Origin of the sequence: Streptomyces sp. NPDC127084 (genome assembly GCF_042724175.1) — a bacterium.
Classification (GTDB): Bacteria; Actinomycetota; Actinomycetes; order Streptomycetales; family Streptomycetaceae; genus Streptomyces.
This window is the reverse complement of sequence record NZ_JBHXFA010000055.1, coordinates 3,497-13,274: the sequence shown is the minus strand read 5'-3', so window position 1 is coordinate 13,274 and position 9,778 is coordinate 3,497. Positions and strand designations below refer to the sequence as shown.

5 protein-coding genes and 1 pseudogene are annotated in these 9,778 nt (G+C 70.4%); 4 read left to right on the top strand and 2 right to left on the bottom strand.

Annotated elements, in window-relative coordinates:
- Positions 1-133 precede the first annotated feature (133 nt).
- A complete protein-coding gene (acnA, locus tag ACFWI9_RS15320) occupies positions 134-2,848 on the bottom strand; it encodes an aconitate hydratase AcnA (RefSeq protein ID WP_387162125.1) in 2,715 nt (904 codons plus the stop codon).
- 857 nt (positions 2,849-3,705) lie between these two features.
- Here acnA and ACFWI9_RS15315 point away from each other — a divergent pair.
- Together ACFWI9_RS15315 and ACFWI9_RS15310 are read left to right on the top strand one after the other, a co-directional pair.
- Positions 3,706-4,875, top strand: coding sequence for a low temperature requirement protein A (locus ACFWI9_RS15315; RefSeq protein WP_387162123.1), 1,170 nt, complete (start codon positions 3,706-3,708; stop codon positions 4,873-4,875).
- Positions 4,876-5,024: 149 nt separating this feature from the next.
- A pseudogene (locus ACFWI9_RS15310) lies at positions 5,025-5,957 on the top strand (helix-turn-helix domain-containing protein); the annotation flags it as partial.
- Positions 5,958-6,445: 488 nt separating this feature from the next.
- Here the strand turns inward: ACFWI9_RS15310 and ACFWI9_RS15305 are convergent.
- Entirely contained in the window at positions 6,446-7,285 is an 840-nt protein-coding gene (locus tag ACFWI9_RS15305; RefSeq protein WP_387162121.1) for a hypothetical protein, read from the bottom strand.
- Between the two features lie 289 nt (positions 7,286-7,574).
- Here ACFWI9_RS15305 and ACFWI9_RS15300 point away from each other — a divergent pair, with 289 nt between their 5' ends.
- Together ACFWI9_RS15300 and ACFWI9_RS15295 are read left to right on the top strand one after the other, a co-directional pair.
- Positions 7,575-8,858, top strand: coding sequence for a glycosyltransferase family 4 protein (locus tag ACFWI9_RS15300; RefSeq protein WP_387162120.1), 1,284 nt, complete (start codon positions 7,575-7,577; stop codon positions 8,856-8,858).
- Positions 8,855-9,697 (top strand): hypothetical protein, encoded by an 843-nt coding sequence (locus tag ACFWI9_RS15295; RefSeq protein WP_387162118.1) that lies wholly within the window; start codon positions 8,855-8,857, stop codon positions 9,695-9,697. Before ACFWI9_RS15300 ends, ACFWI9_RS15295 begins: the two co-directional genes overlap by 4 nt.
- Positions 9,698-9,778 lie beyond the last annotated feature (81 nt).

Here is a 9,778-nt window from a genome sequence, read left to right as displayed (position 1 = left end):
GGCACGGGGCGCGCTCCCGCGGCGCGACCCCCCCGGCCAGACACCGGGCGCGGCCGCGGGCCGCGCGCCCCCCGGCGGCGCTCGTCTGCGGATCCTCGTACCGATCCTGAGCGGATCGGGCTCCGCGGCGCGCTTACTTGCGGATCAGGCTCCGCAGCACGTACTGCATGATGCCGCCGTTGCGGTAGTAGTCCGCCTCACCGGGGGTGTCGATGCGGACCACCGCGTCGAACTCCATACCGGTGTCCGTGCTGACCTTGACCGTACGCGGCGTGGTGCCGTCGTTGAGCTCGGTGACACCGGCGATGGAGAAGGTCTCCTCGCCAGTCAGACCGAGGGACTCGGCCGTGGCGCCCTCCGGGAACTGGAGCGGGAGGACGCCCATGCCGATGAGGTTCGAGCGGTGGATGCGCTCGTACGACTCGGCGATGACGGCCTTGACGCCGAGGAGCGCGGTGCCCTTGGCGGCCCAGTCGCGGGACGAGCCGGAGCCGTACTCCTTGCCCGCCAGCACGACCAGCGGGATGCCCTGGTCGATGTAGTTGCGGGAGGCGTCGTAGATGAACGACACCGGGGCGTCCGCCTGGGTGAAGTCGCGGGTGTAGCCGCCCTCGGTGCCCGGCGCGATCTGGTTGCGCAGGCGGATGTTGGCGAACGTGCCGCGGATCATGACCTCGTGGTTGCCTCGGCGCGAGCCGTAGGAGTTGAAGTCACGACGCTCCACACCGTGCTCGGTGAGGTACTTGCCGGCCGGGGTGTCGGCCTTGATCGCACCGGCCGGGGAGATGTGGTCGGTGGTGACCGAGTCGCCCAGCTTGGCCAGCACGCGGGCACCGGTGATGTCGGTGACCGGGGTGGTCTCCATCGTCATGCCCTCGAAGTACGGGGGCTTGCGGACGTAGGTCGACTCGGCGTCCCACTCGAAGGTGTTGCCGGTCGGGATCGGGAGGGCCTGCCACTGGGCGTCGCCCGCGAAGACGTCCTGGTAGGACTTGTTGAACATGTCCTCGCCGATGGCGTTGGCCACGACGTCGTTGACCTCGGCCTCGGAGGGCCAGATGTCCTTCAGGTAGACCGGGTTGCCCTCGGTGTCGGTGCCGAGCGCGTCACGGGTGATGTCCACCTTCATGGAGCCCGCGAGGGCGTACGCGACGACCAGCGGCGGGGACGCCAGGTAGTTCATCTTGACGTCGGGGTTGATCCGGCCCTCGAAGTTCCGGTTGCCGGAGAGCACCGAGGTCACGGCCAGGTCGTGCTCGTTGACGGCCTTGGAGACCTCCTCCGGCAGCGGGCCGGAGTTGCCGATGCAGGTGGTGCAGCCGTAGCCGACCAGGTTGAAGCCGACCTTGTCGAGGTACGGGGTCAGGCCCGCCTTGTCGAAGTAGTCGGTGACGACCTTGGAGCCCGGGGCGAGGGTGGTCTTGACCCACGGCTTGCGGGTCAGGCCCTTCTCGACCGCCTTCTTGGCCACCAGGGCGGCGGCGACCATGACGTACGGGTTCGAGGTGTTGGTGCAGGAGGTGATCGCGGCGACGGTGACGGCACCGTGGTCGATCTCGTACGTGGAGCCGTCGGGGGCCGTGACCGTGGTCGGGCGGGACGGGACACCGTTGGTGGACGCCGGGGCGTCGGAGGCCGGGAAGGACTCCTTGCCCGCCTCGTCGGCGTCGTCCACGTAGTTGCGTACGTCCAGGGCGAACTGCTGGGCGGCGTTCGCGAGGACGATACGGTCCTGCGGGCGCTTCGGGCCGGCGATCGACGGGACGACGGTGGAGAGGTCGAGCTCCAGCTTCTCGGAGAAGTCGGGCTCGGCGGCCGGGTCGAGCCAGAGGCCCTGCTCCTTGGCGTACGCCTCGACCAGCGCGACCTGCTGCTCGCTGCGGCCGGTCAGGCGCAGGTAGTTCAGGGTCTCGCCGTCGATCGGGAAGATCGCGGCGGTGGAGCCGAACTCCGGCGACATGTTGCCGATGGTGGCGCGGTTGGCGAGCGAAGTGGCGGCGACGCCCTCACCGTAGAACTCGACGAACTTGCCGACGACGCCGTGCTTGCGCAGCATCTCGGTGATCGTGAGCACCAGGTCGGTGGCGGTGGTGCCGGGCGTGAGCTCACCGGTGAGCTTGAAGCCGACGACGCGCGGGATGAGCATCGAGACCGGCTGGCCCAGCATGGCGGCCTCGGCCTCGATACCGCCGACGCCCCAGCCCAGCACACCGAGGCCGTTGACCATGGTGGTGTGCGAGTCGGTGCCGACGAGGGTGTCGGGGTACGCCTGGCCGCCCCGGACCATGACGGTGCGGGCCAGGTGCTCGATGTTCACCTGGTGGACGATGCCGGTGCCGGGCGGGACGACCTTGAACTCGTCGAAGGCGGTCTGGCCCCAGCGCAGGAACTGGTAGCGCTCCTTGTTGCGGCCGTACTCCAGCTCCACGTTCTGGCCGAAGGCGTCCGGGGTGCCGAACTTGTCGGCGATCACGGAGTGGTCGATGACCAGCTCGGCCGGGGCCAGCGGGTTGATTTTCGCCGGGTCGCCGCCGAGCTCCTTCACGGCCTCACGCATCGTGGCGAGGTCCACGACGCAGGGCACACCGGTGAAGTCCTGCATGATCACGCGGGCCGGCGTGAACTGGATCTCCTGGCTCGGCTGAGCCTGCGAGTCCCAGCCGCCGAGGGCCCGGATGTGGTCGGCGGTGATGTTGGCGCCGTCCTCGGTGCGGAGCAGGTTCTCCAGCAGGACCTTGAGGCTGTAGGGAAGGCGGGCGGAGCCCTCGACCTTGTCCAGCCGGAAGATCTCGTACGACTCGTCGCCCACGCGCAGCGTGCTGCGGGCGTCGAAGCTGTTCGCCGACACGACAGTCTCCTTTTTCCATGTGCGCGTACGAACCGCATCCTGCCGCCTGTGGCTGCCCCCCATCCGCTAAGGTAAGACTTAGTTAGGTCAGCCTTACCAGCGGTCGCGATGCTTGAGGGGTGCGGTACGCCTTCTCACAGATATCTCGATGTCGAGATAACTCTAATACATGACCGCCGACCGGTCATGCCCGGACGCCCTTGTCCTGTCGCACCGATCATTGAGCGAATCCCGCCGAAGCCCGGCGGATCGCACTTCGCCTCACCGGCAGCGAGCACGCGGGTCAGGGCGTCATCCGGCAGCGGCCGACCCGGCCCGGGGCTCCTCCGCCGCCAGGAGGCATGAGGTTCCGGCGCAGGTCAGGCGCATGTTCGGTGGATGCGGGCAGCTCGAGAGGGGGCTGCGCGAACCGCCTCCCGGAGCAAGTCCCGGTCGAGGATGCCGACCCTGTGCCGTGCACCACCCCCAGCCCGGAGCCGTCGTCGGCGGGGCGGGGCCGCATCGGGCGCGGCTCCGGGTAGACCGCCTCCGCAACCCTCGCGCGGACGAGATCCGGCCCGCCGCACGCCGCTACCGCGAACGCGCCGAAAACCCGCAGCCCGCAGCTCATCAGCGAAGCCACTGTCCGGTTGAGCCACGCAGACTTCAGTGAGGATGCTCAACGGCACGGCCGAGGAGCGATACGCGGCCGGCCGTCGCGACCCGTTGACGCACACGATGGAAGCAACCCGCACCGGGTTCGGACCGGCGCGGACGCCGCCGCCTAGTGCCTACCCGTAGACCTGCGCACGGCCCGCCGGGAAGCGGTATCCACCCACCTACTCGAAGCAGACCGGCCCTACTCGCACAATAGGCCGGTGACCACCACCTCCGAAGCACCAGAGAGCGCCACGCCGGAGCAGCGGCACGCGGACTGGCTCGAACTCTTCTTCGACCTCGTATTCGTCGCCTTCGCGGCCCAGTTGTCCCACTCCCTGCACGGCAACCCCAGCCCGCAGGACTTCGGCGTCTTCCTCGCTCTCTACTTCCCGCCCTGGTGGATGTGGATTAACTTCACGGTCGCGGCCAATCTCTTCGTCGACGACAGCGCACGCCGCCGTCTGCTGATGCTCTCGGCGATGGCCTGCCTGGCCCTCATGGCGGCGGCGGTGCCCGAGGCGACCGGGGACCGGGGGCCGGCGTACGCGCTCGGCTACGCCGGAACCCGGCTGGTACTGCTGGGGCTGTGGTGGCCGGCGACCCGGCTGCCCGGGGCGATGCGGGTTCCGAAATGGCGGCCGTTGGGCTACTGCCTCGCGTCCGGCGTACTGTGGGCCGCCTCCGCGTTCGTGCCGGGGCCCTGGCGGTACGGGATGTGGGCACTGCTCATCGTCGCGGAGGTGGTCCTGCTGCTCACCGCGCGCGGCAACGGCATCGCACGGCAGCTGCACACGGGCTACCTGGTGGAGCGGGTCGGACTCTTCGTGATCATCGTGCTCGGCGAGTCGGTGCTCGCGCTGATCACCTCGACCGACCAGACCTGGACGCTCCAGGCGGGCGTCACGGCGCTGCTCGGCTTCGTACTGCTCGCCGCACTCTGGTGGTCGTACTTCGACTTCGGCGCGACCTCGGTGGAGCTCATGCTGGGCGCCTCGCGGGGCCGCGACACCTATGTGCTCGCTCGTGACGTCGCGGGCTTCCTGCACTTCTTCGTGACGGCGTCGGTGATCTGCGTGGCCGGCGGCCTCGCCACGGCCGTGGACGAGGCGGGCCACGCCCATCTGCCGCAGGGGGCGCTGGTCGCCCTGGCCGGGGGCTTGGCGCTGTACCACCTCACCCATGCGACCATCGCGCTCCGTTACGGAAGACCGGTCGGTTCCGTAGCGGTCTGGGCGGTGCCGGGCGTCGGCATCCCGGTCCTGGTGATCGTGCTGGGCGGACATCTGGCGCCGTGGCTGGTCGTGCTGATCCTTGCGGCCGAGGCGATCGTCCATCTGCTGTACGCGAAGGCCATGGCGCGCCGCCGGCTCGCGGCCGGAATGGTCTGAGGATTCTCCAGCGGCAGCGTGCGCGCCTCACCCGAACAGATCACCCCTTTTGTCCGAGTTCGCTAGGTAATGGAGCATCAAAACAGGGCATCACCCGTACGGTCCACCCCACTGGACTGGTCATCTCATATCTGAGATAGCCTGCCGCTATGGCAGACGACTACCTCGTACGCATCGGCAAGCTCATCCGTGACGCGCGGCAGCACCGCGGCTGGACACAGACGCAGCTCGCCGAGGCGCTCGGTACCAGCCAGAGCGCTGTCAACCGCATCGAGCGCGGCAATCAGAACATCAGCCTTGAGATGATCGCCCGCATCGGCGAGGCGCTCGACAGCGAGATCGTGTCCCTCGGGTACGCCGGCCCCATGCATCTGCGCGTCGTCGGTGGGCGCCGGCTGTCCGGCGCCATCGACGTCAAGACCAGCAAGAACGCCTGTGTGGCGCTGCTCTGCGCCTCGCTGCTCAACAAGGGCCGCACCGTGCTGCGCAGGGTGGCCCGTATCGAGGAGGTCTACCGGCTCCTCGAAGTCCTGAACTCCATCGGTGTACGCACCCGCTGGATCAACGGCGGCACGGATCTGGAGATCGTGCCGCCCGCCACGCTGGACATGGACGCCATCGACGCCGACGCGGCGCGCCGGACCCGGTCGATCATCATGTTCCTCGGCCCGCTGCTGCACCGCCTGGACCGCTTCCGGCTCCCGTACGCCGGCGGCTGCGACCTCGGCACCCGTACGATCGAGCCCCATATGATCGCCCTGCGCCGTTTCGGGCTGGACATCACCGCCACCGAGGGCCTGTACCACGCGGTCGTGGAACCCTCGGCCGGCCCCGAGCGCCCGATCGTGCTGACCGAGCGCGGCGACACCGTGACCGAGAACGCGCTGCTCGCCGCCGCACGCCACGACGGCGTCACCGTCATCCGCAACGCCTCGTCCAACTACATGGTCCAGGACCTGTGCTTCTTCCTGGAGGCGCTCGGGGTACGGATCGACGGGATCGGTACCACCACCCTGACCGTGCACGGTGTGGCCAGCATCGACGTGGACGTCGACTACTCCCCCTCCGAGGACCCGGTCGAGGGGGGGGGGCGGGGCGCCCCCCCCCCCCCCCACTTCACTGATCCTGCTGTGGACTCGCCTTCCTCACAGCCCTCTGCGGGGGGCCGGTGGCAGCGCCGCGGGTGCGCGATGCTGCCCGGTGCGCCGTCGGACTCCCGACGGCCAGACGCTCAGGTCCCCGCTGAATCCCGAGCCGAATCCGGTGTAGCCGCTGCTCTGGCCCGCGCCGAAGGCCTTGAAGCCGAAGTCCTCCTCGCCGCTGCGGTCCCCTGGCAGTGCCCGGAACGACCGCCGGTACTCGGAGTAGAGGGCGTCATAGATCGGCGTGCCCTCGGGGCTCTGGCTCGGATAGGGCTCTCGGGCGGGGTCGTATGTCTGCACGTATGAGCCAACGACCCGCGTGCCGGTCGGATGCGGTCCCCGCGGGGAAAACGCAGTTCGGCGGGGGTACGCGGGGCGCACGGGGAGTTCCTCCGGACGGCGCGGGTCCCGCGAGGGCACCGGCCAGGTCAGGTGCCCGCCAGCGGCATGGCGGCGGCCACCAGCCTGCCGTTCGCCGCCGCCTTGTCCAGGGCGTCGCGCAGCAGGTCCTCACGCGGTTGCTGGCCGATGGAGCCCACCGGAGCGGCGAACACCAGCACCCGGTGGGACTTGTTGGCGGCGACCCGCCAGCCATCGGTCACCTGGAGCGGCTGGTGGGCCTGCCACCAGGCGATCGGACCGCCACCGGGGTTCCCCGGCTGGAGCACGGCGTGCAGCTGGCCCATGGCGAGCAGCACCGACCAGCCGTGCAGTGTCGGCGGCACCTCGTTGACCGCGGACACCGGGAGGAAGCCCTGTTCGATCAGCAGCGGCAGGAAGTCGTCCCCGCCGCCCACCATGCCAGGGCGGGCGATCGGGCCCGTCGGCTCCACGACCAGCGCGGGGTGCAGCTCCTCGCCGATCAGTACGAGTCCGCTGGTGACACCGAGCACAGCGGGCTCGGGAGCCGTCGGCTGCCCGACCGGATCCGCGTGCGGAGCCGGGTAGCCGTGCGTGGCGCCGGCGGTCGGCGCGGCGGCCTGTGACGGGGCCTCACCGGTGATCGACCGGACAGCGCCCTTGAGCTGCTCCTCCGAGACCTGGACGACCTGGGAGGGGATGCAGCTGGCGTGGGCGAAGGCGAGGACGGCGGTCTCCTCGCCGACGAACAGCACGGTGCTGGTGCGTTCCTGCTCGGAATCGCCCGGGGTACGGCATGAGGTGCAGTCGTAGCTGCCCGGGGCGTTCTCGCCGGCGAGCAGCCGGTCGGCTTCTTCGTCGCCGATCTCGGCGCGTACGTCCTCGCTGACGTCGAGCATGCGCGGCACGGGTGGCTCCTCGGACTCGGTGCTGGCTGGGAGCCGGGTCGTTCCCGGCTCATGACGGAACAACGGGTGAGCGGTGGAAGGAGTCACGCGCCGGGCGCAGGTGTGGCGACACATCGCCAAGTCGACAGATCAACAACAGGTCGGCACCTGCGGTTGCCGTGTGTGTGTCCGGGAGGGGCGCCGACTCGGCGTCAACCAGCGGCCCGGCGCGCGGATTGGTGCGACCTGCCCAGTAGAGTCGTTCGCAGACCGACATTTGACCGGGGGAACAACGGGGGCGCATCAGCGCATGCACATTTCTTTTCTGCTTCACAACGCGTACGGCATCGGAGGCACCATCCGTACGACGTTCAATCTCGCCCAAGTCCTGGCAGAGCGTCATGACGTCGAGATCGTCTCCGTCTTCCGGCACCGCGAGGAGCCGACTCTGGGCGCCCCTGCAGGAGTGGCCATGCGCCACCTCGTGGACCTGCGCAAGGGCAGTCCCGGCAACGACGCGAGCCATCCCGACTACACGCGGCCCGCGAAGGTGTTCCCGCGGGGCGACGGCCGCTGGAAGCAGTACAGCCGGCTCACGGACGCCCGTATCGCCGCGCATCTGAAGTCGCTGGAGGCCGACGTCGTCGTCGGCACCCGTCCCGGGCTGAACGTCCATATCGCCCGCCAGGCCCGCCGCGGTCCGGTCCGGGTCGGCCAGGAGCATCTGACCCTGGACAGCCACGGCTACCGGCTGCGCCGCGAGATCGCCCACCGGTACGTCCTGCTGGACGCGGTCACCACGGTCACCGAGGCGGACGCCCGGGCCTACCGCACCCGGCTGAAGCTGCCCGGGGTGCGGATCTCCTCGGTGCCCAACAGCGTGCCGGCACCGCACGCCGCACCCGCCGACCCGGCGGCCAAGTTGGTGATCGCGGCCGGTCGGCTCACCAAGGTCAAGCGGTACGACCTGCTGGTCAAGGCCTTCTCCAAGGTCGTCGCCGCCCGCCCCGACTGGCGGCTGAGGATCTACGGCACCGGTGACGCGACCGGCAACGAACGCGCTGCCCTGCGCTCCCTGATCGAGCAGCGCGGGCTGCACAACCATGTCTTCCTGATGGGCCCCGCGAACCCCCTCGAACCGGAGTGGGCCAAGGGCTCGATCGCCGCCGTCACCTCCAACATCGAGTCCTTCGGGATGACCATCGTGGAGGCGATGCGCTGCGGCCTCCCGGTGGTCTCCACCGACTGCCCGCACGGTCCGGGCGAGATCATCGAGGACGGGGTCGACGGACGGCTGGTCCCGGTCGGCGACGCGGACGCGGTCGCCGATGCCCTGCTGGGCCTGATCGGCGACGACGCCCTGCGGCAGCGTGCCGGCGCCGCCGCCCTCAAGGCTTCGGAGCGCTTCGACCCGGCACGGATCGCCGAGCGCCATGAGGCGCTGTTCGCCGGACTCGTCGCCGCCGGAGGCGGCAACCACCGCCGCAGTGCCGTGCGGGACGTGGTGCACCGATCGAGGGGTGCCGTGCTCGACGCCGGCTACGCGCTGCGCTACCAGGCCGCCGACGCGATCCGGAAGGGGAAGAAGGCATGACCAGGCCCGCCGCGTCCACGACGCTGACCACGGCCGCCGGAGGCGAGCAGCTGCCGCCGCGCGCCGACTGCGTGGCCGACTCCGCGGGGACGGTCACCTTCACCTGGGAGGGAAGCACGGCCGGTGGCGAAGCGCTGGTCCTGCGGCGGCGCGGTGCGGGCACAGGCCCGGACGGCGCTGTGCGGCTGCCGCTCATCGAGCGGGGGGACGGCCGGGTGGGCGCGGTGCTCTCCGGCAGCGTCGAGCTGGCGGAGGGCCACTGGGACGCGTTCACCGGCGACGGCACCGCGGTGGCCGCGGGAGTCCGCGACCTCCGGGCGCTCATCGACCGGGTCCCGGAGACCGGGCGGGTCACCGTGCGGCTGCCGCATCCGATGGCGGACGGTCGGCTCGCGGTGCGTTCCTGGGTGCGAGAACCCCATGCGGAGGCGGGGGACATCGAGGTCGAGCCGGGTGCCTTCACCGTGGCAGGCGTTCTGCACGGGGCGCGGATCGGCGCGGGTGCGAGGGTCGAGGCGCGGCTCGGGGACAAGGTGCGCGGCTTCGCGGTGACGGGCGAAGCCGAGCGCTTCCGCTGCACCGTGCGGTACGCGGACCTCGCAGAAGACACCGGCGACGCGGCAGAGGGGAGCGCCCCGGTCGAGCAGCGGTTGTGGACACTATGGCTGCGCCCCGCCGCCGGGGACGCGAGCGAGGTGCGTATCTCCCGCATCCTCGATGACATCTGGGACCGCAAGGACATCTACGTCTATCCGGCCCACCAGGCCGCGGGATATCGCGCCGGCCCCCGCTACAACGGCGCCAACGACCTCTGCGTTCAGCTGGCGCCTCTCGTATGACGTTCGCCGGGGGGGGGGGGCGCCCCGGGCGCGCCCGGGGGCGGGGAGCGGCCCACCGGGTCAGACGCCGAGGCCGGCACG